The sequence below is a fragment of the Streptomyces sp. NPDC008137 genome, from assembly GCF_042957035.1.
Classification (GTDB): Bacteria; Actinomycetota; Actinomycetes; order Streptomycetales; family Streptomycetaceae; genus Streptomyces.
Map to the genome: position 1 here is coordinate 1 of NZ_JBIBHN010000023.1, position 24215 is coordinate 24215.

The 24215-nt window shown below is 71.0% G+C and carries 22 protein-coding genes and 1 tRNA gene; 13 read left to right on the forward strand and 10 right to left on the reverse strand.

Annotated elements, in window-relative coordinates; translation table 11 throughout:
• Positions 1-446: 446 nt before the first annotated feature.
• Together ACFZBT_RS28995 and ACFZBT_RS29000 are read left to right on the forward strand one after the other, a co-directional pair.
• The gene (locus tag ACFZBT_RS28995) at positions 447-1058 is read left to right on the forward strand and encodes a hypothetical protein (RefSeq protein WP_391109444.1); all 612 of its coding nucleotides are present in this window, start codon (positions 447-449) and stop codon (positions 1056-1058) included.
• An 18-nt stretch (positions 1059-1076) separates the two neighbouring features.
• Positions 1077-1874, forward strand: coding sequence for a hypothetical protein (locus ACFZBT_RS29000; RefSeq protein WP_391109447.1), 798 nt, complete (start codon positions 1077-1079; stop codon positions 1872-1874).
• Positions 1875-1973: 99 nt separating this feature from the next.
• On the opposite strand, the gene ACFZBT_RS29005 is transcribed toward ACFZBT_RS29000, so the two are convergent.
• Both ACFZBT_RS29005 and ACFZBT_RS29010 read right to left on the reverse strand, forming a co-directional pair.
• Entirely contained in the window at positions 1974-2318 is a 345-nt protein-coding gene (locus tag ACFZBT_RS29005) for a hypothetical protein (RefSeq protein WP_391109450.1), read from the reverse strand.
• Between the two features lie 122 nt (positions 2319-2440).
• Positions 2441-4798 (reverse strand): immune inhibitor A domain-containing protein, encoded by a 2358-nt coding sequence (locus ACFZBT_RS29010; RefSeq protein ID WP_391109452.1) that lies wholly within the window; start codon positions 4796-4798, stop codon positions 2441-2443.
• Between the two features lie 405 nt (positions 4799-5203).
• Between ACFZBT_RS29010 and ACFZBT_RS29015 the strand changes: the two genes are divergently transcribed.
• Positions 5204-5488, forward strand: coding sequence for a hypothetical protein (locus ACFZBT_RS29015; protein WP_391109709.1), 285 nt, complete (start codon positions 5204-5206; stop codon positions 5486-5488).
• Between the two features lie 23 nt (positions 5489-5511).
• Here ACFZBT_RS29015 and ACFZBT_RS29020 read toward each other — a convergent pair whose 3' ends face one another.
• Both ACFZBT_RS29020 and ACFZBT_RS29025 read right to left on the reverse strand, forming a co-directional pair.
• A complete protein-coding gene (locus ACFZBT_RS29020; protein WP_391109456.1) occupies positions 5512-6195 on the reverse strand; it encodes an RDD family protein in 684 nt (227 codons plus the stop codon).
• Positions 6196-6271: 76 nt separating this feature from the next.
• Positions 6272-7903: an RDD family protein gene (locus tag ACFZBT_RS29025; protein ID WP_391109459.1), complete on the reverse strand. Its 1632-nt coding sequence runs from the start codon at positions 7901-7903 to the stop codon at positions 6272-6274.
• A 240-nt stretch (positions 7904-8143) separates the two neighbouring features.
• On the opposite strand from ACFZBT_RS29025, the gene ACFZBT_RS29030 reads away from it, so the two are divergent.
• Complete coding sequence (locus ACFZBT_RS29030; protein WP_391109461.1) at positions 8144-8554, forward strand: SsgA family sporulation/cell division regulator; 411 nt, start codon at positions 8144-8146, stop codon at positions 8552-8554.
• A gap of 10 nt (positions 8555-8564) precedes the next feature.
• On the opposite strand, the gene ACFZBT_RS29035 is transcribed toward ACFZBT_RS29030, so the two are convergent.
• Complete coding sequence (locus ACFZBT_RS29035; protein ID WP_391109463.1) at positions 8565-9980, reverse strand: FAD-linked oxidase C-terminal domain-containing protein; 1416 nt, start codon at positions 9978-9980, stop codon at positions 8565-8567.
• Between the two features lie 92 nt (positions 9981-10072).
• On the opposite strand from ACFZBT_RS29035, the gene ACFZBT_RS29040 reads away from it, so the two are divergent.
• The gene (locus ACFZBT_RS29040; protein WP_391109465.1) at positions 10073-11521 is read left to right on the forward strand and encodes a tetratricopeptide repeat protein; all 1449 of its coding nucleotides are present in this window, start codon (positions 10073-10075) and stop codon (positions 11519-11521) included.
• Positions 11522-12420: 899 nt separating this feature from the next.
• Here ACFZBT_RS29040 and hppD read toward each other — a convergent pair.
• The gene (gene hppD / locus ACFZBT_RS29045; RefSeq protein ID WP_391109468.1) at positions 12421-13566 is read right to left on the reverse strand and encodes a 4-hydroxyphenylpyruvate dioxygenase; all 1146 of its coding nucleotides are present in this window, start codon (positions 13564-13566) and stop codon (positions 12421-12423) included.
• A gap of 123 nt (positions 13567-13689) precedes the next feature.
• On the opposite strand from hppD, the gene ACFZBT_RS29050 reads away from it, so the two are divergent.
• From ACFZBT_RS29050 to ACFZBT_RS29080, 7 genes are all read left to right on the forward strand, one after another.
• Positions 13690-14160: an Lrp/AsnC family transcriptional regulator gene (locus tag ACFZBT_RS29050; protein WP_221756102.1), complete on the forward strand. Its 471-nt coding sequence runs from the start codon at positions 13690-13692 to the stop codon at positions 14158-14160.
• A gap of 18 nt (positions 14161-14178) precedes the next feature.
• Positions 14179-14826, forward strand: coding sequence for an ABC transporter permease subunit (locus ACFZBT_RS29055; protein ID WP_391109472.1), 648 nt, complete (start codon positions 14179-14181; stop codon positions 14824-14826).
• Positions 14819-16093, forward strand: a complete 1275-nt coding sequence (locus tag ACFZBT_RS29060) for a betaine/proline/choline family ABC transporter ATP-binding protein (RefSeq protein WP_391109475.1) — start codon at positions 14819-14821, stop codon at positions 16091-16093. Before ACFZBT_RS29055 ends, ACFZBT_RS29060 begins: the two co-directional genes overlap by 8 nt.
• On the forward strand, positions 16090-16908 hold the full coding sequence (locus tag ACFZBT_RS29065; protein WP_391109478.1) for an ABC transporter permease subunit: 819 nt from the start codon (positions 16090-16092) through the stop codon (positions 16906-16908). Before ACFZBT_RS29060 ends, ACFZBT_RS29065 begins: the two co-directional genes overlap by 4 nt.
• A gap of 32 nt (positions 16909-16940) precedes the next feature.
• Positions 16941-17867, forward strand: coding sequence for a glycine betaine ABC transporter substrate-binding protein (locus ACFZBT_RS29070; RefSeq protein ID WP_391109710.1), 927 nt, complete (start codon positions 16941-16943; stop codon positions 17865-17867).
• Positions 17868-17937: 70 nt separating this feature from the next.
• Entirely contained in the window at positions 17938-18525 is a 588-nt protein-coding gene (locus ACFZBT_RS29075) for a helix-turn-helix domain-containing protein (protein ID WP_391109712.1), read from the forward strand.
• A gap of 1 nt (position 18526) precedes the next feature.
• Entirely contained in the window at positions 18527-18712 is a 186-nt protein-coding gene (locus tag ACFZBT_RS29080) for a hypothetical protein (RefSeq protein ID WP_391109480.1), read from the forward strand.
• Here the strand turns inward: ACFZBT_RS29080 and ACFZBT_RS29085 are convergent.
• The 4 genes from ACFZBT_RS29085 to ACFZBT_RS29100 all read right to left on the reverse strand — a co-directional run bounded on the left by ACFZBT_RS29085 (position 18709) and on the right by ACFZBT_RS29100 (position 23917).
• Positions 18709-19500 carry a S16 family serine protease gene (locus tag ACFZBT_RS29085; RefSeq protein ID WP_391109483.1) on the reverse strand — a complete coding sequence of 264 codons (792 nt, stop codon included), beginning with the start codon at positions 19498-19500 and terminating at the stop codon, positions 18709-18711. The two genes, ACFZBT_RS29080 and ACFZBT_RS29085, sit on opposite strands and share 4 nt — an antisense overlap.
• Positions 19501-19575: 75 nt before the next feature.
• Positions 19576-20217: a helix-turn-helix domain-containing protein gene (locus ACFZBT_RS29090; RefSeq protein ID WP_391109486.1), complete on the reverse strand. Its 642-nt coding sequence runs from the start codon at positions 20215-20217 to the stop codon at positions 19576-19578.
• A gap of 314 nt (positions 20218-20531) precedes the next feature.
• Positions 20532-22331: a DEAD/DEAH box helicase family protein gene (locus ACFZBT_RS29095; RefSeq protein WP_391109489.1), complete on the reverse strand. Its 1800-nt coding sequence runs from the start codon at positions 22329-22331 to the stop codon at positions 20532-20534.
• A gap of 137 nt (positions 22332-22468) precedes the next feature.
• Entirely contained in the window at positions 22469-23917 is a 1449-nt protein-coding gene (locus tag ACFZBT_RS29100; RefSeq protein ID WP_391109492.1) for an MFS transporter, read from the reverse strand.
• Between the two features lie 194 nt (positions 23918-24111).
• Here ACFZBT_RS29100 and ACFZBT_RS29105 point away from each other — a divergent pair.
• Positions 24112-24209: transfer RNA gene (locus ACFZBT_RS29105), tRNA-OTHER, on the forward strand.
• Positions 24210-24215: the final 6 nt, after the last annotated feature.

Genomic DNA, 24215 nt, shown 5'->3' on the forward strand with positions numbered 1-24215 from the left:
GTCGCAATCCACACCGAAACCAGAGGCCCTCACCTCGTTCAAGGACCGCTCAAGGCGTGTCGCCCGTCACCAACGTCCCCGGACAGCACACCTAGGCCGTTCACCTCTGGCCGGGTAAGGCGCCTCAAAGCGCTTTGCCCGGCCATTTTCATGCATCGTTCTGCGCTTTCACCCCTTTTCGCGAAGCCCAATTGCCCCATCTTCACAAGTGAATAATTTGCATTCCGTATCGCTCTTCACCTCGGTCCGCCGCACTTTCCCCTGGATAATCCATGGTCAACAAGTGAAGGAGCTGTGTACTATCTGCGCAGCCAGGGGGACGGGGGAAGATCGTCAGCCGTACGAGAAATCCGGCTTCTACAGGCGCGCCCGAAAGGGCGCCGTTCCTCGAGCATTCACATCCGCAATACACCCATGTCTTCGAGGACTGTTCAGGAGTCACATTGATGGCGACGGCTCTACGGACGCGCGGAAAGCGCAGACGATCGGCATACATACGCCTGCTGCAGGTCTTCCTGCTGTGCACCGGCTTTCTCGCCGCGCACTTCACCACAGCCGCTCCCGCGCAGGCGTACTCGCACCTGTGCGGCTCGTTCTGGGGCGTGGGCGGCAACGACCCGATCTCGTACCGCTACTACAGCGTGAGCAGCACCTACTACAACGCCTTCAACAGCGCCCAGGGCCGCTGGGACGACACCGGCGCCCCCGGCTTCTTCCGGTACGAGAAGAGCAACAGCGACCCCCAGATCGAGGTGCGCGACAAGTCCTACGCCTGGAGCGACTGGGCGCGCGCGACATGGAAGGGCTGCACCGCCGGCTACTGGTCCTACGACGAGGTCCAGATCTCCTTCAATACGCGCACAATGGGGGGCCTGTCCGCCCGCGAGAAGAAGATCGTGGCCGAGCACGAACTGGGCCACGCCTACGGCCTCAACCACGTTTCCCTCACCTGCTCCAACCCCGGCCCGGCCGTCATGCGCCAGGGCACCGGGAAGTTCGGCTGTGGCGGCGACGGGCCCTGGTACGACGACGTCCAGGGCGTCAAGGCGAAGTACTGACGGCGAGCGAGGAAAACGATGAAGAAAACCATGCGCGTGCCCGCCGTAACCGTCGGCCTGGCCCTCGCCTGCCTCACCGCCTGCTCGGGCCCGGGGTCGTCGTCCCAGAGCGCCGGCCAGGACCACGTGGAGGCGGACTACGCCCAGTACGCCAGCGCCGAGGAGGTCACCACCGCCTCGGACATCGCCATCACGGGCGCCGTGCTGAGCGTGCAGACCAAGGAGTGCGACGAGGGCGGCGAGCCCACCACCGAGCCGACCATCGACCCGACCGCCGCGGACAGTGTCGACACCAACCCCGACCCATCGGCCAGCAGTGTGCCCGACCCCACGGCGACTCCGTCCGGGATCGCGGGTGACCCTCCTGGCGACGCCCAGTGCATGCCGATGGTGTTCCTGAAGGTGCGGGTCTCGGGAATGATGAAGCGCGGCTTCGGCGTCAGCGAGGGTGACGAGATCGTCGTCGGCAACATCGACACCGACGCCGTGTCGATGGAGGGCACCACACCGATCAGCGTGGGCAAGCAGTACGCCCTCTACCTGACGCAGCTCGCCGCGGGGGACCACCCCGGCATCACCTCGGTGCCCACGTTCTGGATCCCCGTCGGTGGGAACCAGGGAGTGTTCGTCCTCGGCAAGGGCACCGTCCAGCCGGCCGCCTCCAGCATCGTGGCGCTCACCGCGACCGAAGCCGAGAAGGTACGCAAGAACTCGGGCGGGAGCCGTCCGGGCAAATTCACCACGACCGTCGCCGACCTGAAGAAGGCGGCCGCGGTGGCCGCCGCCAAGGAGAGCGCCGAGCAGCGCAAGAAGTAGCAGGGGCGGCGGCGCCGGCGAGAGCGCCGGCCCCGGCCGGCCGGAAAGCGGCCCGGACGCGGGTCACCGCCACCGTCGCGGTGGCCCGCGCCGACATCGCTACGTCCGCGCCGTCGGGCGCCTCAGCAGTGCCCTGATCGGTCGCCACAGCTCCTGGACCAGCTCGGGGCTGCCCACGACACCGTTGTCGGGGGCCGTGCGCCATATCAGCCCGTCCGGGTGGTGGAGGACCGCCGTGATCTCGTCCGGCGTCGGCGGCGCGGCATTGCCCCGCAGGTAGACCGCCCGCAGGCCCAGGTTGCGGAGCCTGGTCAGGGCTCGGGCGCGGTTGGCCGAGTGGACGAGCACGCGGACGCAGCCGGGGCCGTCGGCGGCGGGACTGGGCAGGTTCAGTGCCACCACCACCGTGCCGTTCGGCAGTTTGCAGAAGCCTCCTGCGGCCATGCGGTCATCCCCCCGTGTCGGTCGGTGTCAATAAGAGAACCACAGGACGCACCTAAACACGGATCGGCGGTGACCCGCCAGGGGGTCACCGCCGATCACGCTCTGAGCTGGGAAAACGCGTTTTACTTCGCTGCGGGGGCGACCTCGAGCTCGATCGTCGAGCCGTCCTTCGCCTCCTTGATGATCTTGATCTTGGTGTTGGTGTCAGTGATCTTGACGCCGCCGGTCTTGTTCGTCTCGTCGTAGTAGGTGTTCTTCCGGTCGTTGAAGACCGACACCCCCTTCGACGACTTGATCTTGGTCGCGACGTCCGCGTTGTGCAGCTTGATGCCGTCCGTGCCGTAGAGGCTGAAGGGCGAGTCGTAGGCCTGGATCCGGTTACGCATCAGCGTGCCGTCCGACCACTTCATGGCCTTCGGGTGCGCGTCGACGGGCAGCAGCAGACCCGTGCCCGGGTGGACGCTGGTGTTGTTGTCCGCCTGGGAGGTGTCCCACTTCCAGATCAACAGACCGTTCTGGTACGGGTAGTGCTCCACCCAGTCCGGACGGGTCGTGGAGAAGCCGAAGTTGTACGGGCCGACCTTGAGGGTCTTGTCGTACGACACGTACTGGCGGTTCTCGGCGATGTAGTACTGCGCGTAGTCCTTGGTGAAGGACGCGCCCATGCGGGAGAAGCCCTTCGCCGTCCAGGCCGCGTCCGCGGACTCGGCGTCGTCGGAGAACACGGCGGCGCCGTCGGCGGTGACGGTGATGCGGTCGCCCGCGAAGCCCTTCATCGCCAGGCCGCCGTCGGTCTGGTAGCGGAAGCGCAGGTCGATCTTCTTGCCCGCGTAGGCGTCCAGGGAGTACGCCAGCTTCTTGTGGCCGTCGACCGTGCCGGTCAGGGCCGGCTTGTCGCTGCCGTCACGCGGGATCGGCTTGCCGTCCACCGTGCCGTCGAGCGCGGCCCAGTTGGCGCCGCCGTCGGTCGAGACCTCGGCGTAGAGGTAGTCGTAGTTGGCCTCGATCTCGTACCAGCCGTCGAGGGTCAGCGACGCCGACTTCTTGCCGGTCAGGTCGACGGACCGGGTCAGCGTGTTCTTGAGGTCGTTGCCGCTTCCGCTCCACCACTGGGTGGCGCCCTGGGCCGGGGCGACGAGCTCGGTGGTGACCGCCTTCTTCGGCAGCTCCACCACGAGGGCCTGCTTGTGCTTCGTGTTGTACTCGGCGACACCCAGCTTGTGCCACGAGTTCGTCGCGGCCTTCGCGGTGTCGTACTTGAGCCAGCCCAGCTGCATCTTGTCCCAGGCGGTCATGTCGCCGGGCAGGTCACCGATCTCGTTCTTGCCGGTGCCGAGCCAGGAGCCGGAGGACATCAGGGTCCAGAAGCCGGTGGAGTTGTCACCGTCGCCGGTGGTGTCGTAGTGGTCCGGCAGGCCGAGGTCATGGCCGTACTCGTGGGCGTAGACGCCCAGTCCGCCGTTCTCCGGCTGGACGGTGTAGTCGCCGACCCAGATGCCGGTGTCGCCGATCTTCGCGCCGCCGAGCTTGTTGTCCGCGGGGCCGGTGGCGCCGGCGTCGGTGCCGAAGGCGTACCAGCGGTGGGCCCAGATCGCGTCCTCGCCCTGGGCGCCGCCGCCCGCCGACTCGTCCTCACCGGCGTGCACGACCTGGAAGTGGTCGATGTAGCCGTCGGACTCGTTGAAGTCGCCGTCGCCGTCGAAGTCGTAGCGGTCCCACCGGTCGTACTGCTTGACGTCCGCCTTGATCTCGGCGTCGGTCTTCCCAGCTGCCTTCTGCTGGGCGACCCACGCGTTCAGACCGTCGCTGACGACGTTCCACACGCTCGGGCAGTTCTTGTCACCGCAGGCGTTGTTGCCGTAACGGGCCTCGTTGTAGGGGACCTTGACCCAGTCGGAGACCTCACCCTCGACCGAGTAGCGGCCGGAGGACTGCTTCTCGTAGTACTTCTTGACCGACTCGGTGTTCTTGCCGGTGCCGAAGTAGAGGTCCTCGAAGTACTTCTGGTTGTAGTCCGCCCGCCAGGCCGTGGAGTTGTCCTTCTTGCGGTCCGGCTTGGCTATCTGGTTGTGCAGCGGGCCCGGGGTGCCGCCGTACTTGCTGTCGATCTGGTCGCCGAACTCGACCAGGATCGTGAAGATCTTGTCGGTCTTCTCGCGGCCGAGCTCGACGTACTTGCTGTCGCCCTTCTTGCTCTTGAGCTGGACGACCTTGGAGCCGTCACGGTTCTTGACCGTGGACTTGCCGGATATGACCTGGTTCAGGGCCTCCTGGCGCTGAGCCTCCTGGGTCTTGCTCAGCGGGCCTTCGAGGTTGTGCTCATCGTGCTCCTCCGCCGGGTCGTGCCGGTCCACGGTGGTGGACCGGGGAGCGGAGGCGTCGTCGGCCTGGGCCACCGCATAGGTGGAGACGGTGGCGGTGGCCGCCGCGAGCGCCACACCGATGGCGGCCGCTCTGAACGTCCAGGGTCTACTGGTCACTTGAGTTCCTCCCCCGCGTCCGGGCGCGCGGAAGGAAGGGGGCCTTGGTCGTGTGAAGGTCCGCGCGCGCGTGATCAACGCGTGTAGTCAAGTGACGACATTTGACTAGAGGTTAAGGAGAAAAGACAGATCTTGACTTGGACAGGTCAAGTGCACTATGCGGAGTCCACGTTCGTTTTGCGGACAACCAGCCGCATGCCCGTCTGGCAGCAGGCGCGCGCATATGTCCACTGGGTGGACACCATGACCCCGTGCGCCCCCTGTGCTCCGGACCTGTTGATTAGGTCACGCTTACCGGCCGTTCCGCTCGGGCACCCTGCCCCTGAGAATGTCACTTGGCGGAACGCTGGGTAAGCGGCGGAAAGCCAGGCCGACACCCCCGTGGACCCCACTTTCGAGGACATGATGGCCATGCCCCGTCCGACTGCCGCACAGCTCGCCTACGGTTCGTGCACCGTGATCTTCTCGACCCTCGCCATGCTGCTGCTGTCACAGACGAGTTCGGGCGTGGGGGTCGCGATCATCGCCCTCGCGGCGCTCGCCCTCGGGCTGCTGGTCGCCATGACGGTGCCACTGCCCGGCAAACGCCGGTCCACGGTGGAACAGCCCGCCTCCGTGGAACCCCTGCGGGCCTCGGTCCCCGCGCCGGCCTCGGCCCCGGAGCCGGTGCGCGAGCGGGCGGCCTCCTGACCGCCGGATGATCCCGCCGGCTCTCAACCGGTGCTGACCACGACCGTCTTGGCCGCCTTGTCGTGCAGGCCCTGCTTGTAGGGCCGGTCGAAGAAGCTCCAGCCACCGCAGACCGCGGTCCAGACACAGGCGCAGCAGAAGGCGAACGGGATCCACAGCACCGCGGCACGCAGCAGCGAGTTCTGTACGGAGGGCGTGTCGCCGTTGTCGAGGTTGGCCACCCGCATGCGCAGCAGCCTCTTGCCGAGGGTCTGGCCGGTCCTGGCGGTCAGGACGGTGTCGTAGGCGATGTAGAGGACGGCGGCGACCCCCGACTGCCAGAAGGACTTGCCGACCTCGATCTGGTCGCTGTCCACGTCGTACTCGTTGACGTCGAAGCCCCAGGTGATCAGCCAGACGACGACACCCACCAGGATCATGTCGAGGATGCGGGCGAGGGTGCGCTTGCCGCTGTCGGCGAGCGGGGGCATGCCGGCGAGGGGGTCGGTGGGGTAGGAGCCGCCGCCGTACGGGTCCCCGCCGTAGGGACCACCGCCGGGACCACTACCGGGGCCACCGGACGGCCCGCCGCCGCCCTGGTACGGCGGGGGTTCGCTGCCGTAGGGCGAGCCCGCGCCCTGTCCGGGCGGCTCGTTCGGGGGCTGCTTCCTGAACGGGTCGTCGTCCGGGGGCTGCTGCCCGGAGCCGGGGGGCGGTTCACTGCTCATGGCCCGAGTCGACCGCGAACCCCCCGCCTCCGCATCCGGCAGACGGCCGGACGGGGTACGGACCCGTCCGGGTACCTCAGCCCGCCACGAACGTGTGGGCGGCCTTGTCGTGCCAGCACTGGCGCCACGGCTTGTCGAAGAGGCACCAGGCGACGCCGACGATCCCGACCACGAGGAGCCCGGGCACGCTGTAGACCAGCCAGCGGCGCAGGGCGGCGCCGAACTCCGGGGCCTCGTGGCCCTCGATGTCCCGGACTTCGAGACCCATCAGCTTCTTGCCGAGGGTGCGGCCCCACTTGGCGGTGGGCAGCACCTCGGAGACGACGCCGACGAGCAGCAGGACGGCCAGGATGATGCCGAGGTAGACCGACGTGGTGCCGTCGAGCAGCCAGACCGTGACGGTCTGGCCGGAGAGCTTGGCCGCGTCGATCTTCTCGTTGACGTGGTCGATCGCCATGGTGCCGAGCGGCACGGCGGCCGCGGCAGTGACGCCCAGGAGGACGACCGTGTCCAGCAGCCGGGCGGCCAGGCGCTTGCCGAACCCGGCGGGTCGGGCCGCAGCCTGACGCCGGGCGGCCGCCTGGAACACGTCCTCGGTCGGCGGCTTCCAGGGCGCGACGGGCTGTTCGTCGCCGGTTCCGGCGAGCCGGTGCACCTGCTGCGCCCAGGACGACTGACCGCCGCCGGGGCCCGCGCTGAGGGGGCCGGCGGCCCCCGGCTGGGGTCCGCCGGACTGCGGGGGAACGGTGGGGGAGGCCTGCGGTCCGGACAGCGCCGTCGGGGCCGCGGCGGAGGCCTGGGCGCCGATCGCCCCCGCACCCGCCTGTGCGGCGGCGGCCCGGGCGGCGGCCGCCTTGCCGGCGCCGAAGCCGGGACCCGCGGCGTCGGCCCCGGAACCGGCCGCCGCACCGGGCTGCGCCCCGAAGGCGGGCCCGGCCGGATTGCCACCGGAGCCCGCCGAGCCGGCCTGGCCGCCGAAGACGGGGCCGGCCGAGCCACTGCTCGCCGCCGCCCCGAAGCCCCCGGCTCCCGCGTTGCCGCCGGAGGCCGCCGGTCCGCCCTGGGGGCCGGAACCGGCCGCCGGGCTCCCCGGGCCCTGGCGCGGTGAGACCGCGCGGAACGTCATCGTGCCCTCGTCGGGAGCTTCGGCGGATGCCGCCGCCCCTCCCCCGGACTTCCCCGTCGGACGGCGGAAGACGAACGTGCCGCCGGCGGACGCGGCGTCCGCCTCCTGGCCGGTGGACTCGCCGTCCGGCCCGGGGTCGGCGTGCGGCCCGGGGTCGGCGTGCGGCACCCTCGGGTCGGATCCCTGCGCGGCGGCCCCTTGGGCCCCCTGGGGGGAGCCCCACGCGACACGGCGGTCCCGGTCGCCGCCGAAGCCGGACTGACGGGAGCGGTCGGCACCCCAGGCGGTCGCGGGTTCGGGACGGCTGCCGTGCTGGGCGTCGGCGGCGGACGGCCCCTGGACGGGGTCCCCGGCCGGGTCCTCGTCGAAGAAGTGCGGACCGGTCTCCTCGACCGCGGCGGCGGAGCCGGACCCCGCACCGGGCGGAGGCGCGAGCGTCTCGCCCTCCTTGGGCGCCGGACGGCTGGTGCCCGGCACCCAGGAGGCACCGTTCCAGTACCGGACATATCCGGGAATGGACGGGTCCGGGTAGAACCCTTCGCGGGGCCTGTCGTCACCGGGGGCCGGGGTAGGGGCGCTCATGTCCGTCGGTCCCGTATCTGCTCGGGGGTCAACTGGGGGCCTCCACATCTATCAGACGAGCGCAAGCCCCACGGCCGCTCCCACCGGACCCACCCCATTCGAGCACCGATGTGCTACGCCCCGGGAGCCCCTGACGAACAACCTGAAGAAACTTCCGGAACCCGCGTAATGCTCCCGCCCCCGCCCGCTCTCCCCTCGTGACCGGCCCTCGGGGCCACCATCAGGAGAAGGGACACCGCCATGCGCACCGTGGTGGAACGCGAACTGGAGCTGAGGCTCGTCCTGTCGCCGGAGCGCTCGATCCCGGTACCGGCCCTGCTCGGGTACCGCTCCGACGACCCGTACGCCGTCCACGTCACCTTTCACATCGCCTCCGAGCACCCCGTGCACTGGACGTTCGCCCGGGACCTGCTGGTGGAGGGCGTGTTCCGGCCGTGCGGTCAGGGGGACGTACGGATCTGGCCGACCCGGGCCGACGGGCGCGGCGTCGTCCTCATGGCGCTGAGTTCACCCGACGGGGACGCCCTGCTGGAGGCACCGGCGGCACCGGTGTCGGCCTGGCTGGAGCGCACGCTGCGCGTGGTCCCGCCGGGGGCGGAGGGCGAGCAGCTCGGTCTCGACGACGAGCTGGACCAGCTGCTCGCCCAGTGAGGACAGCCGGTCAGAACAGCTTGCCGGGGTTGAGGATGCCCAGCGGGTCGAAGGCCTGCTTGACGGCCCGCTGCATCTCCAGCCCGACGGGGCCGATCTCGCGCGCCAGCCACTCCTTCTTCAGGACGCCGACGCCGTGCTCGCCGGTGATGGTGCCGCCGAGTTCCAGGCCGAGGGCCATGATCTCGTCGAAGGACTCGCGGGCGCGCCGGGACTCGTCGGGGTCGGCCGCGTCGAAGCACACGGTCGGGTGGGTGTTGCCGTCCCCCGCATGGGCGACGACCCCGATGGTGAGCCGGTACTTCTCGGCGATCCGGTCGACCCCTTCGAGCATCTCGGCGAGGCGGGAGCGGGGCACGCACACGTCGTCGATCATCGTCACGCCCTTGACGGCCTCCAGCGCGGTGAGCGACAGCCGCCGCGCCTGGAGCAGCAGTTCGGACTCGGCCACGTCGTCGGCAGGTACGACCTGGGTGGCGCCGGCGGCCTCGCACAGCGCGCCGACGGCGGCGAGGTCGGCGGCCGGGGCGGTGGTGTCGAAGGCGGCCAGGAGCAGTGCTTCCGTGCTCTCGGGGAGGCCCATCTGCGCCAGGTCGTTGACGGCCTTGACCGTCGTACGGTCCATGAGTTCGAGGAGTGACGGGACGTGGCCGCCCTCCATGACGCGGCACACGGCGTCGCAGGCGGCGGCCGCCGAGGAGAACTCGGCGGCCAGCACCAGCTGCTCGGGCGGCTTGGGGCGCAGCCCGAGGACGGCCCGCACGACGATGCCGAGCGAGCCCTCGGAGCCGACGAACAGCCGGGTGAGGTCGTAGCCGGCGACGCCCTTGGCGGTGCGGCGGCCGGTGGACATGAGCCGTCCGTCGGCCAGCACGACGTCGAGGCCGAGGACGTACTCGGCGGTCACGCCGTACTTCACGCAGCACAGGCCGCCCGAGGCGGTGCCGATGTTGCCGCCGATGGTGCACATCTCCCAGCTGGAGGGGTCCGGCGGGTAGTACAGGCCGTGTTCGCCGACGGCCCGGGACAGGGCGGCGTTGATCACTCCCGGCTCGACGACGGCGATCCGGTCGACCGGGTTGATCTCCAGGATCCGGTCCATCTTCGTCAGGGAGAGCACGACACAGCCGTCGGAGGCGTTCGCGGCGCCGGACAGACCGGTGCGGGCGCCCTGCGGGACCACCGGGACGCGCAGGGCGGTGGCGGTGCGCATGACGTGCTGGACCTGCTCGACCGTGCGGGGCAGCACCACCACGGCCGGGGTGCCGGCCGGGCAGAAGCTCGCCATGTCGTTGGCGTAGGCGGCCGTGACGTCGGAGTCGGTGAGGACCGCCTCGGCGGGGAGGCCGTCGAGCAGGAGGCCGACCAGGTCGCCGGTCGTCTCGGTGTCCTCGGGGCTGCGCGCTTCGATACGGCTCATGATCACAGGTTCGCACCCGGGGCCATCGGTGTGAACCCCGTCTGCGGCACCCTTCGCCTGCCCGGGTGCGGTCGTCGTACTGACGCACAGTGAGCGCCATGGAGAACCAGCAGGAGGGCCCGGAGCGACAGGAGAGCAGGAGTTCGAAACGTCGCTTTCTCGGTGGGCGCGTGCTGAGCCGGCGGGTGCTGATCGGCTCCGTCGCGGGATGTGCCGTGCTCGGCGGGGTGCTGGTGCTGCCGCCGTGGGACCGGCCCGCCCCGCCCGCTCCGCCGTCGCCGGGGGCGCAGGCCATGGCGGCGGTCGCGGGCGGGGTCCCGGCCGCGCTGCCCGGCCTCGCGGAGCTGATCGACGAGCGGGAGAAGCGGGTGCGGACGCACCCGAGGGACGCGCGGTCCTGGGCGGTGCTCGGTGCGGCCTATGTGGAGCAGGGGCGGCGGCTGGCGGACCCGGCGTACTACCCGCGTGCCGAGAAGGCGCTGCGTACGTCGATGAAGGTGCGGCCGGAGCGGAACCCCCGTGCCCTGGGCGGTCTGGCCGCGCTGGCCAACGCCCGCCGGGACTTCGCCGCCGCCCGCCGGTGGGGCGAGGCGGCGCTGAGGCTCCAGCCGCGGCGCTGGACGACGTATCCGCCGCTCATCGACGCCTACACCGGCCTCGGCGAGCACCAGGCGGCCCAGCGGATGCTGGACCGGCTGACGGAGCTGCGCTCCGGGCCCGCCGTGCTGGCGCGGGCCGCCGCCGTCTACCGGGACCGCGGCCGGCGGGAGGACGCGGCGGCCGCGCTGGCGGACGCGGCGGCGGGCGCGCGGGCCCCGGCCGAACGGGCGGCCTACCTGGAGCGGGCCGGGCAGCTCGCCTGGGAGCGCGGGGACCGCGACGACGCGCTGCGGCACTTCCAGGAGGCGGTGCGTCTCGACCCGGACCAGCGGGCCGCGCAGGCCGGGCAGGGCCGTGCGCTGGCGGCCCTGGGCCGGACGACGGAGGCGCTGAACGCCTACCGGGTGGCGCTCGCCAAGCAGCCGTGCCCGCAGTACGCCCTGGAGCTGGGCGAGTTGTACGAGTCGCTGGGGATGCCGGAGGCGGCCCGGGTGCAGTACGACCTGCTGCGGGCGGGCGTGCGCGGGGCGACCGCGGCCGGGGCCGACGAGGAACTGGTCCTGGGGCGGTTCGAGGCGGACCACGGCGATGCGCGGGCCGCGGTACGGCGACTGCGGGCGGAGTGGGAACGGCAGCCGGCGACGGCGGTCGCCGACGCCCTGGGGTGGGCGCTGCACCGGGCCGGGGAGCACGAGGAGGCGCTGGTGTTCGCGCTGCGGGCGACGGAGGAGAAGCACTCGGGCGGGGTGCGCAGCGCGGAGTACATGTACCACCGCGGCATGATCGAGCGTGAGCTGGAGCGGTACGGGGCCGCCCGGCGGCACCTCACGGAGGCCCTGCGGATCAACCCGCACTTCTCACCACTGCGGGTGCCCGAGGCACGGGCGGCGCTGGAGGCGCTGGGGGAGCCGCCGGACACGGAGGTGCCGGTCATGGACGGGGACTGACCCCGGGGTTGGGGCGGGGCTCGGGGCCGGGCGGGCGCCGAGAGCCGGGCGGGCTCCGGGAGCCGGGCGGGCTCCGGGAGCCGGGCGGGGGCCGAGAACCGGGCGGGCGCCGAGAACCGGGCGGGCGCCAGAGGCCCCGTCATTGCCCGGGCCGATGTGAAGCCCGACCCTGCAGGCGGCCGGGACCGAGCCCGAGCCCGGACCGGGCGAACGGCCGAGCGCCCGGGCCGTGCGGGGCGCACGAGACCGTGCCCGGGCCCGGGCCAATGCGAAGCCCGACCCCGCAGGCAGCCGAGCCCGGACCGCGCGTGCGGCCAACGCCGAGCCCCGACCGGGCGAACGGCCGAGCCGTGCAGGGCGCACGGGGCCGAGCCTGTGCCCGGGCCAACGCGAAGCCCAACCCGGCAGGCAGCCGCAGCCGAGCCCGACCTGGCAGGCGGCCGAGCCCGAGCCCGGACCGGGCGGACGGCCGAGCGCCCGGGCCGTGCGGGGCGCACGAGACCGTGCCCGTGCCCGGGCCGCTGCGAAGCCCGACCCCGCAGGCAGCCAAAGCCAAGGCCGGACCAGGCGAGTGGCCAAGCCCGAGCCCGGACCGGGCGGACGGCCGAGCGCCCGAGCCGCGCGGGGCGCACGAGACCGTGCCCGGGCCCGGGCCCGGGCCAATGCGAAGCCCGACCCCGCAGGGCCCCGAGCCCGGACCGCGCGTGCGGCCAAGGCCGAGCCCCGACCGGGCGAACGGCCGAGCGCCCGGGCCGTGCGGGGCGCACGAGACCGTGCCCGTGCCCGTGCCCGGGCCGATGTGAAGCCCGACCCCGCAGGCGGCCGAGGCCGGACCGGGCGGGTGGCCGGGCCGTGCAGGTGCCCCGTGACACCCGGCACGGCCCGGAGCCGCTGGCGGGCTACAGGTTGCCGCGGCGGGCCTGCTCCCGCTCGATCGCCTCGAAGAGGGCCTTGAAGTTGCCCTTGCCGAAGCCCATCGAGCCGTGGCGCTCGATGATCTCGAAGAAGACGGTCGGACGGTCCTGGACCGGCTTGGTGAAGATCTGCAGCAGATAGCCGTCCTCGTCGCGGTCGGCGAGGATCTTCAGCTCACGCAGGGTGTCGATCGGGACGCGGGTCTCGCCGACCCACTCCCCCAGCGTGTCGTAGTAGGAGTCGGGCGTGTTCAGGAACTCGACGCCGGCCGCGCGCATGGTGCGGACCGTCTGCACGATGTCGTTGGTGTTGAGCGCGATGTGCTGCACGCCCGCGCCGCCGTAGAACTCCAGGTACTCGTCGATCTGGGACTTCTTCTTGGCGATGGCCGGCTCGTTGATCGGGAACTTGACCTTGAGCGTGCCGTCGGCGACGACCTTGGACATCAGCGCGCTGTACTCGGTGGCGATGTCGTCGCCCACGAACTCCTTCATGTTCGTGAAGCCCATCACCTTGTTGTAGAAGCCGACCCACTCGTTCATCTTGCCGAGCTCGACGTTGCCGACGCAGTGGTCGATCGCCTGGAAGGTGCGCTGGGCGGGCGGTTCGACCATCGGCTGGGCCGCCACGTAGCCGGGCAGGTAGGGGCCGTCGTAGCCGGAGCGCTCGACGAGGGTGTGACGGGTCTCGCCGTACGTGGCGATGGCGGCCAGGACGACCGTGCCGTGCTCGTCCTTCCGCTCGTACGGCTCGGTGACCGAGCGGGCGCCGTGTTCGAGCGCGTAGGCGTACGCGGCGCGCGCGTCCGGCACCTCGATGGCGAGGTCGACGACGCCGTCGCCGTGCTCGGCCACGTGTCTGGCGAGGAAGCGGCCCCAGTCGCTCGCGGGCTTGATGACCGAGGTGAGGACGAAGCGGGCGGAGCCGTTCTCCAGGACGTACGCAGCGGTCTCACGGTTGCCGTTCTCCGGTCCGGAGTAGGCGACCAGCTTCATGCCGAAGGCGGTGGAGTAGTAGTGCGCCGCCTGCTTGGCGTTGCCCACGGCGAAGACGACCGCGTCCATTCCCTTGACCGGGAAGGGGTCGGCCTGCCGGGCGGTGTCGGGAGTGTGGTGTGTGGTCTGCGTCATAGCCGCAGGGTCTCCCTGCTCGGCAAGGTGCGCAATAGTTTGTCTTTCTGCTGGGCAATCTGTTCAGTGACGCGGCCGTGGAACCGGCCCTTCTGTACAGGATGACCACCCCGGGAGGCTGCTGTGGCGATCGATCATCTGGACGGCCGGATCATCCTGCTGCTGGCCCGGGAGCCGCGGATCGGGGTGCTGGAGATGTCCCGGCGGCTGGGCGTGGCCCGGGGCACGGCGCAGGCCCGCCTGGACCGGCTTCAGTCGAACGGAGTCATCCGCGGCTTCGGCCCGGAGGTGGACCCGGCGGCCCTCGGCTACCCGGTCACGGCGTTCGCGACGCTCCAGATCCGGCAGGGCCAAGGGCCGGACGTACGGGCCCACTTGGCGACCGTGCCGGAGGTTCTGGAGCTGCACACCACCACCGGCAGCGGGGACATGATGTGCCGGCTCGTGGCCCGCTCCAACGCCGATCTCCAGCGTGTGATCGACCGGGTCGTCGGTTTTGATGGCATCGTCCGGGCCTCCACGGCGATCGTCATGGAGAACCCCGTTCCGCTGCGGATCATCCCGCTGGTGGAGCAGGCAGCGGAGGAGACCTGAGTCGTGGGGTGAGCGCGGGTGAACTTCTTGGAGTATCTGGGCAACCGGAAAGAGCAGCTGCTCACGGACGCCTACCAGCACGCGAGCGTCGTCTTCCAGTGCATGGTCGTGGCGACCCTGATCGGGGTGCTGATCGGCGTCGTCACGTACAGCAGCGAGTGGGCCGGGAACCTGGCGACCACGACCACCGCCACCATCCTGACCGTCCCGGCGCTGGCCCTGATCGGTCTGCTCATCCCGATCGTGGGTCTCGGCGTGCCGCCCACGGTGATCGCCCTGACGCTGTACGGGCTGCTGCCGGTCGTCCGCAACGCGATCGTCGGCCTGCGCGGGGTCGACCCGTCGCTGGTGGACGCGGCCACGGGCATCGGGATGTCCCGTTCGGCCCGGCTGCTGCGGATCGAGCTGCCGCTGGCCTGGCCGCCGATCCTGACCGGGATCCGGGTCTCCACCCAGATGCTGATGGGCATCGCGGCCATCGCGGCGTACGCCTCGGGCCCCGGCCTCGGCAACGTCATCTTCCGCGGCCTCGCCTCGCTGGGCAGCGCGAACGCGCTCAACCAGGTCCTCGCGGGCACGCTCGGCATCATCATCCTCGCGCTGCTGTTCGACGCCGCGTACGTCCTGATCGGACGGCTGACCATTCCCAGGGGGATCCGTGCGTGAGTCCGGCGACCACGGGGCCGCCATCGAGCTGGAGAGCCTGACCAAGCGGTTCCCCGGCAGTGCGCGGCCGGCCGTGGACAACGTGAGCATGGAGATCAAGGCGGGCGAGGTCGTCGTCTTCGTCGGCCCCTCGGGCTGCGGGAAGTCGACCACGCTCAAGATGATCAACAGGTTGATCGAGCCGACCGGCGGCCGGATCCGCATCGGCGGTGAGGACGTCACCGACATGGACCCGGTCAAGCTGCGCCGCAAGGTCGGCTACGCGATCCAGTCGGCCGGTCTCTTCCCGCACATGACGGTCGCGCAGAACATCGCCCTGGTGCCGAAGATGATCGGCTGGACGAAGGCCCGGATCAAGGAGCGGACCGAGGAACTCCTCGACCTGGTGGGCCTCGACCCGGGCGAGTTCCACGGCCGCTACCCGCGTCAGCTCTCGGGCGGGCAGCAGCAGCGCGTGGGCGTGGCGAGGGCCCTCGCCGCCGATCCCCCGGTGCTGCTGATGGACGAGCCGTTCGGGGCGGTGGACCCGATCACCCGTGACCATCTCCAGGACGAGCTGATCCGCCTCCAGCACGAGCTGCACAAGACGATCGTCTTCGTCACCCACGACTTCGACGAGGCGATCAAGATCGGCGACCGGATCGCCGTGCTGCGCGAGCGGTCCCACATCGCGCAGTTCGACAGCCCGGAGGCCATCCTCACCAACCCGGCGGACGACTTCGTCTCCGGGTTCGTGGGCGCCGGGGCGGCGCTGAAGCGGCTGAACCTGACCCGCGTACGGGACGTCGAGGTCACCGACTACCCGACCGTCACGATCGACGACCCGTTGCAGCAGATCTTCAACCGGCTGCGGGCCGGCGGCACCAACGAGGTCCTGCTGCTCGACCGGCGCGGCCGGCCCTACAAGTGGCTGCGGCGCGGCGACCTGATGCGGGCCCGGGGCTCGCTGGCCCGGGCCGGGACGCTGGTGCACGACACGGTCACCCGGGACGCGACGCTGCGGGACGCGCTGGAGGCGGTGCTCACCGACAACGCGGGGCGGGTGGCGGTGACCGGGCGGCGCGGCGAGTACACGGGCGTCGTCGACATGGAGACCCTCATCAACTCCGTGCACGAACTGCTGGAGGCCGACCGGCTCGACGCGCTGGAGCACCAGCACGAGCTGGAGTCGCTGCGGGCCTCGCAGACGCACGCGGAGCAGGAGGGCGGCGGAAGCGTCACGGGCGTGGGCGGCTACGGCGGCATCGGCGGGGAGCGGAAGGCGTGACCGCGCCCCAGGTGACGGACGTTCCGTCCGAGACGGTGGCCGAGGAGAAGCCCGAGGCGCCCCGGCCACCGCGGGCTCCCCGCCCCCCGCGCATCAGCCGGCAGAAGCTGACCGTCCTGCCCACCGCCCTGGTGGCCGTGCTGCTCGCCACCTGGCTGTGGTTCGTTCAGGCCGACCTGGACGCGCTCACCCGCAACGCCCTGTCGGGCGGCCAGGTCTCCAAGGCCCTGTGGCAGCACATCCAGCTGACCGTGATCTCCACGTTCTTCGTACTGATCATCGCGATCCCGCTGGGCATCCTGCTCACCCGCAAGGCGTTCAGCAGGGCCACTCCGGTGGCGATGGCATTCGCCAACATGGGCCAGGCGACCCCGGCGATCGGCCTGCTGGCGCTCCTCGTCATCTGGCTGGGCATCGGCCGCCGGGCCGCCCTGATCGGCATGATCATCTACGCCATCCTGCCCGTGCTGTCGAACACGATCACCGGCCTGAAGGCGAACGACCCGACCCTGCTGGAGGCGGCGCGCGGCATCGGCATGTCCCCGCTGGGCGCGCTGCGCCGGGTCGAACTGCCGCTGGCCGTACCGCTGATCCTCGCGGGGGTCCGTACGGCCCTCGTCCTGAACGTCGGTACGGCGACCCTGGCGGTCTTCGGCGGGGGCGGCGGCCTCGGCGTACTGATCACGACCGGGATCACCAACCAGCGGATGCCGGTGCTGGTGCTGGGGTCGATTCTGACGGTCGCGCTGGCGCTGCTGGTGGACTGGCTGGCGTCGATCGCGGAGCTGTTGCTGCGGCCGCGGGGGTTGCGGTGACGCAGGGGTGGTTGAAGGTGACGGGGCTGCTGATGGCGGTCTCCGGCTGTGGGCTGACCAGCGGCTCCCCCCTGACCGATGACGTGAAGCCGGGCTCGATCGGCCGGGGTGAGCCGCTGAAGGGGGCGCAGCTGACGGTGACGTCGAAGTCGTTCACGGAGCAGCTCATCCTCGGCTCGATCATGGGCATCGCGTTCGAGGCGGCCGGTGCCGAGGTGATCGACCGCACCGGCATCCAGGGCTCCATCGGCAGCCGCGAGGCCGTGCGCAAGGGCGACGCGGACGCCGGGTACGAGTACACGGGCACGGCCTGGATCACGTACCTCGGGCACAGCAAGCCGATCACCGACCCGCAGCGGCAGTGGGAGGCGGTGGAGAAGGAGGACGCGAAGAACGGGCTCGTCTGGCTGCCGCCGTCGAAGCTCGACAACACGTACGCGCTGGCGATGAACCAGGAGAACGCGAAGAAGTACGGCACGAAGTCGATGTCGGACGTGGCGAAGCTGGCGAAGTCCGACCCCGACGCCGTGAAGCTCTGCGTGGAGGTGGAGTTCGCGAACCGGGCGGACGGGCTGCCGGGCATGCAGCAGGCATACGGGATGAACGTGCCGGCGCGGAACGTCACGCAGATGGACACGGGGATCATCTACACCCAGACGGCGAAGGGGAGTTGCCCGTACGGGGAGGTGTACACCACGGACGGGCGCATCAAGTCCATGAACCTGGCGGTGATGGACGACGACAGGAAGTTCTTCCCCAACTACAACGCGGCCCCGATGATCAACGCGAAGTCGCTGAAGGAGTGGCCGGCCATCGCGGAGGTCCTGAACCCGGTGACGGCGAGGCTGAACAACACGGTGGCTCAGGATCTGAACGCGAAGGTGGATGTGGACGGGGAGGATCCGCATCAGGTGGCGTTGGACTGGATGGTGGAGGAGGGGTTCGTCAAGGAAGGGTGATCAAGCGGAGTTACAAAGAATCCATTGCAAAGAATCCCTTGCATAGGTTCCTTTGCAAGGATAGCTTTGCATCGTGAGCGAGACCGAGAAGATCTCCGTAAGGCAACTCGACGCCCGATCCCTGCGCGGACTGGCACACCCCCTGCGCATGCAATTGCTGGACGCCCTGCGCTTCGGCGGCCCGGCCACGGCCTCACAGCTGGCCGAGAGGCTGGGCGAGTCCAGCGGCGCCACCAGCTACCACCTGCGCCAGCTCGCGGAGTACGGCTTCGTCGAGGACGCCCCAGAGCGGGGCAAGGGGCGTGAGCGCTGGTGGCGGGCGGTCCACCGGGGACTGCGCTTCGACAGCGATCTGCTCAAGGACTCGGACCCAGTGGTACGCGGGGCGGCCGACCTGTACCTCCACGAGGTCGCGACCACCCAGACCAGGGATCTGTCGACCTGGGTGGGCAACCGTGACTCATGGCCTGACGAGTGGCGCGACGTCGGGGACATGAGCAGCTTCACGCTGCGTCTGCCGCCCGAGCTGACACGGGAACTCGTCGAGAAGATGCACGCCCTGGTCGAGTCCTACCGCGATCACGAGGCCGCCGAAGACACCCCGGCCGCCGAGCAGGTCCGCTTCCACACGCACGCCTTCCCGATCAGGACGGACTGAGATGCATCCCGACATCCACCTCGCCCTGCACCACGCCCGCGCCGCCGAACTCCGAGCCGAGGCCAGGGCCCCGCGGCCCGTCAGAGCCAGGCAGAGCCGCCACCTCCGCACCCGCCTCGGCTGGACCCTCGTAGAGGTCGGGCTGCGGCTCGCCACCCGAACGCCGGGCCCCGCCACGGCGCATTAACAGCTGGGCACGGACCCCTTCCCCGTCTCCAGGGCCACCAGAGAACTCACCGTGCTCTTCAGCGTGGTCACCGGAATCAGCCGAAGACCCTTCGGCAGCTCCGCACGCGCATCCCCGCACTCCGCCTTCGGGACGAGGAACACCGTCGCGCCGTCGCGCTTCGCCGCCTGCGTCTTGAGGGCGACACCCCCCACCGCACCGATCGTGCCGTCCGCGGCGATCGTGCCCGTACCGGCGATGACCCGGCCGCCCGTGAGGTCCCCGCCGCTGCCGTCGCCGTCGAGCTTGTCGATGATCCCCAGGGAGAAGAGCAGCCCCGCACTGGGGCCGCCCACGTCGGCCAGCTTCAGGCTCACCTCGACGTCCTTGGCGTCGAGGCCGAGGTAGCCCAGCGCGGCCTGCGTCGCCGCGTCCTGGGACTCCTTCATCTGCTTCTCGTTGTGCCGCTCGATCTCCTTGACGCTGTCCCCGTTCGGATAGACGGCGTCACGCGGCATGACCGCCTGGTCGGTGCGGAACCAGCCGTCGATGACGTCGGGCAGCGAGACCCGGGTGTCCGGGGAGGTCGCCTCGATGGTCGTCATGCGCAATTGCCCTCGGGTGTCCCGGGCCGGAGCGCCGGAGATGGTGATCACCTCGGCGCCCTTGTTCTCCCCCAGCACGTTCGCCGTCATCCCCGGCTGCGCCACCGAGAACGGCAGCGGCGCGAACACCGCCGTGGCGAACAGGGCGGCGACGGGCAGGGCACAGACGGCGATGGCCCGGGGGCGCGTGAGGCGAGAGAACACGGAATCAATCTAACGCGGGGGCGGAACCCGGTCCGGACCAGGTCGTCCGGACCCAGCCCCGGGACAGGGCGGAGGTCAGCGCAACGCCTCGGCGACCTCCCGCGCCGCCTCGACGACCCGCTCCCCCACCCGCTCGGGCACCACGTCCGCCAGCATGACCACACCCACACTGCCCTCGACGCCCGTCACGCCCAGCAGCGGCGCCGCCGCCCCGCAGGCGCCCGCCTCCAGCTCCCCGTGCGTGAGGATGTAGCCCGGGTCCGCCATGGGGCGCTGCCGGGCCGCGAGGATCGCTTTGCCGGCCGCGCCCCGGTCCAGGGCGTGCCGGAATCCGGCCCGGTAGGCGACGTGGTAGTCGGTCCAGGTCGGCTCCACCACGGCCACGGCGAGCGCGTCCGCCCCGTCGACCAGGGTCAGGTGGGCCGTGGCGCCGATGTCCTCGGCCAGCGACCGCAGCGCCGGCATCGCGGCCTCCCGTACGAGTGGATGGACCTGGCGCCCCAGCCCCAGCACGCCGAGCCCGACGCGGGCACGTCCGCCCAGGTCACGGCGTATGAGGGCGTGCTGTTCCAGGGTGGCGAGCAACCGGTACACCACGGTCCGGTTCACGCCCAGCCGGACGGAGAGCTCGGTCACGGTCAGCCCGTGATCCGTGTCGGCGAGCAGCTTGAGGACACGCAGTCCCCGGTCGAGCGTCTGGGAGGTCTCCGCGGTCACGACGCCCACTCCTTAGTGGTGAGGTCGGCGGCCCTCTGGCGGCTGGTGCGTCACCGAGTCCCGTCGGCGACGCGCTTCAGAGGCCGCCGATCGGCCGGCGGCCCGGCCTGTCCGGACCGCGTCGCTTCACGGCTGCGCTCCGCGGCGGCGCTGCCACGGGGCGTGTGCGTAGCCGGACAGTAGCGGGGAGGGTTCGCTGAGCGGAAGGCTCCGTCCAGAATCCGGGCACGTTCCAGGGGCACCTGACTCTGTTTGCCCGAGTACGTACAACGAGTACGTACAACTCGGGACCCGTCCCGCGGTCGCACCCGGCCTCACTTCATCCGGGTCGCCCACTCCTGCACCTTGGCGATCCGCTGCCGCAGCTGCCCCGCCGTCGCCTCCGCCGCCGGAGGCCCCCCGCACACGCGCCGCAGCTCGGTGTGGATCACCCCGTGCGGCTTGCCGCTCTGGTGGACGTACGCGCCGACCAGCCCGTTGAGCTGCCGTCGCAGCTCCATCATCTCCTTGTGGGAGACCACCGGCCGCCGCTCGGCGGGCATTTCGAGCAGGTCCGCCTCCTCGTCCGGCTTCTTGCGGCTGTGCGCGATCTGCCGGGCCTGCCGCTTCTGGAGCAGCAGCTGGACCTGGTCGGGCTCCAGGAGACCCGGGATCCCGAGGTAGTCCTGCTCCTCCTCGCTGCCCGGGTGGGCCTGCATGCCGAACTCGGCGCCGTTGTACATGACCCGGTCGAAGACGGCCTCGGACTCCAGCGCCTCGAAGGAGAACTGCTCCTGCTCGCCGGTGTCCTCGTCCTGCTCCCTGTTGGCCTCGTCCATCTCCTTCTCGGACTCGGCGTACGGGTCTTCCTCGCCCTGCTTCTTGGGCTTGTCGAGGACGTGGTCGCGCTCGCGCTCCATCTCGTTGGCGAAGGAGAGCAGGTCGGGCACGGTCGGCAGGAACACGGAGGCCGTCTCGCCGCGCCGCCGGGACCGTACGAAACGGCCGACTGCCTGGGCGAAGAAGAGGGGCGTCGAGATGGTGGTGGCGTACACGCCGACCGCGAGCCGCGGCACGTCGACGCCCTCGGACACCATCCGCACCGCGACCATCCACCGGTCGTTACTGGCGCTGAACTCGTCGATGTTCTTGGACGCGCCGGTGTCGTCGGACAGCACGAGGGTCGCCTTGCTGCCGGTGATCTCGCGGATCAGCTTGGCGTAGGCGCGCGCGGAGTCCTGGTCCGCGGCGATGACGAGAGCACCCGCGTCCGGGATGGCCTTGCGCACCTCGGTCAGCCGCTGGTCGGCGGCGCGCAGCACGGAGGGCATCCACTCGCCGCGCGGATCGAGGGCGGTACGCCAGGCCTGGCTGATGGCGTCCTTGGTCATCGGCTCGCCCAGCCGCGCCGCGATCTCGTCACCGGCCTTGGTGCGCCAGCGCATGTTGCCGCTGTAGGAGAGGAAGATGACCGGCCGCACGACGTTGTCGGCGAGGGCGTTGCCGTAGCCGTACGTGTAGTCGGCGGCGGACCGCCGGATCCCGTCGTTGCCCTCCTCGTACGTGACGAAGGGGATGGGGTTGGTGTCGGACCGGAAGGGCGTACCCGTCAGGGCGAGCCGTCGCGTGGCGGGCTCGAAGGCCTCCAGGCAGGCCTCACCCCAGGACTTGCTGTCACCGGCGTGGTGGATCTCGTCAAGAATGACGAGGGTCTTGCGCTGCTCGACCCGGTTGCGGTGCAGCATCGGCCGCACACCGACACCGGCGTACGTCACGGCGACGCCGTGGTACTCCTTGCCGAGCGGCCCCGCGCTGTACTCGGGGTCCAGCTTGATGCCGATCCGCGCGGCCGCCTCCGCCCACTGCTTCTTGAGGTGCTCGGTGGGCGCGACCACGGTGACCTGCTGGACGACGTGGTGGTGCAGCATCCAGGAGGCCAGCGTCAACGCGAAGGTCGTCTTGCCGGCGCCGGGGGTGGCGACCGCCAGGAAGTCCCGCGGCTGCTCCTGGATGTACTTCTCCATCGCGCCCTGCTGCCAGGCGCGCAGCTTGCTGGCGGTACCCCAGGGGGCGCGGCCGGGGAACGCCGGGGAGAGGTGGTGCGAGGCAGTGCTGGTGCCGGCGGTGGTAGTCACGGTCTCCGTAAGGGGTCGGGCGGCTCGTCCGAGCGAGCCAAACGGCTCGGCTACGTATGACAACCGGGCCACCCTACCGGCGGCCCACCCCCGTCAATGCCCGGACAACCCCGGACCACCCACGGGTGGGATCCACGTCACAGCTCCCGCAAGCGGGTCGTCACCCACGCCCCCACGAGCGCCACCGCCGCCATCGGCAGGAACACGGCGGCGAAGGCGGCCGGATGGGAACCGGAGGCATGCGCGGCCGTGTGCGTCACCGTGCCACCGCCCAGCGCGGCGAATGCGGCTCCCCCGGCGGACAAAAGGACGACGTTGGAGAGGCCGTCGGATATCTGCAGGGCGGCGGAGTTGGAGCCCGCTTCCGACGGGGCGGAGAGCCGGAGTAGGAGCACGCTCGTGGAGGAGATGACGAGCCCCATGCCGAGGCAGCCGAAGGCCCAGGCGACGGCCAGGGTCCAGACGGGCACGGAGTCGATCAGCACACTCGGCGCCGTGGCGATGGCCGCCGCCACCAGCAGCATCCCTACGGTCGTCAACCGCTCCCGGTACGTCTCGAACCGCGACCGCGACTGCACCCACGAGCCCAGCGCCCAGGTCCCGCCGCCCGCGGCGAGCGAGAATCCGGCCAGTGTCGGGCTGAGCCCGCGCTGGGTCACCAGCATCAGCGGCACGAAGGACTCCGCGGCGATGAAGGACCCCGCGGCGACACCGCGCAGCAGCACGACGGAGGGCAGTCCGCGGGCGGCCCGGTAGGTGCCCCTCGGCAACAGCCCGAGCACGGCGGGCACCAGCAGGGCCACGCCCACGGCGCCGGGCAGGAGCGAGAGGAGGCGCAGGTCCTGGGCGGCGTACTGGAGCAGCCCCGCGCCGAGGGAGATGGCGAGGGCGAGACGGATACGCCGACGGTCGAAGGACTTCGACCCCTCCTCCCCGACGGGCCCGGCAGCCCGGCGCCGTATCTGCGGCAGCGCGAGCGCCAGCGGGAAGACGACGAGCAGCGGAATCCCGACGAACACCCAGCGCCAGCCCAGTTGTTCCGTCACCGTGCCGGCGGCGAGCGGGCCGACGATCGACGGTACGACCCAGCTCGCCGCGAACGCCGCCATGATCGCCGGCCGCAGCCGCTCCGGATAGGCCCGCCCGACCACCACGTACAGCGCGACGATCACCAGCCCGCCACCGAACCCCTGCACGGCCCGCCCCAGGATGAACAGCCACATCACCCCGGCCGTCCCCGACAGCAGCAGCCCGGCCCCGAAGGAGGAGATCCCCACGGCCAACGGCCCGAGCGGCCCACGCCGGTCGGACCACTGCCCGGCGAGCACCATCCCGAACAGACTGGTCGTGAAGTACCCGGAGAACGCGAACGCGTAGAGCGACACCCCGTCCAGCTCCCGCGCCGCGACCGGCATCGCCGTCCCCACGGCCGTCGCCTCGAAGGCGATGAGCAGCACGACGGAGACGATCCCGACGCTCAACGCCCGGTAGGCCCGCCCCAGCACGGACTCCTCCACCTCGGCGACCGAGGGGGCGGCGGTGGCGGCGTCTACGACCTCTGGGTCACTCGGCTTGGGGAGGGTCATGCCCGCCAGCGTAAGGTCCGCCGGGCCTGTTGACCCCTGTCGCAAGACGGCCGACCACCCCGACCTTGGTCGTACGACCTCGGCCCGACACCCCCTCTGTGAACGCCGTATGGCAGTCCCGTTGCGGCACATCAGATGCCCTTGAGCACCGCTTTCCCACCGGCCTGCGGTCACAGGACACCGAGTTGGAACACGGCCGTGTGCCCGAGTGGTTCAGGGGCTCGCCTGCGCTGCATCCATCAGCGAGCTCCGCTCGCGGGGAGTTACGCGGGTTCGAATCCCGCCACGGCCTCCCCAG